Annotated in this window: 1 protein-coding gene; it reads left to right on the top strand. The window is 64.6% G+C overall.

Annotated features, from left to right (window positions below; all coding sequences use genetic code 11):
- Positions 1-271, top strand: a 271-nt coding sequence (locus ACGLWX_RS18355; RefSeq protein ID WP_396241910.1) for a hypothetical protein, incomplete at both ends; no start/stop codon positions are given.

Here is a 271-nt window from a genome sequence, read left to right as displayed (position 1 = left end):
TGAAGCCGGCGGCGGCGTGGAATACACGGGCATCGGTCACCACCGGGAGTCGGTAGCCAAGGAAGTCGGCGTTCCCGGGACCTACGACTACGGCCCGCAGCGGTCGGCCTGGATGTGCTCGCTGGTGACCAACTGGATGGGCGACGCGGGCTTTTTGAAGCGGGTTCGCACCGAGATGCGCCGCTTCAACATCGTGGGTGACACCACCTGGTGTACGGGCAAGGTGACGCGCAAGTACGTGAAGGACAACACCGGGCTGGTGGACATCGAG

The organism is Halomonas sp. HMF6819, assembly GCF_044335525.1.
In the GTDB taxonomy this organism is placed as follows: domain Bacteria; phylum Pseudomonadota; class Gammaproteobacteria; order Pseudomonadales; family Halomonadaceae; genus Vreelandella.
The sequence above is the reverse complement of the archived record's forward strand: the minus strand, read 5'-3'. Positions and strand labels throughout refer to the sequence as shown.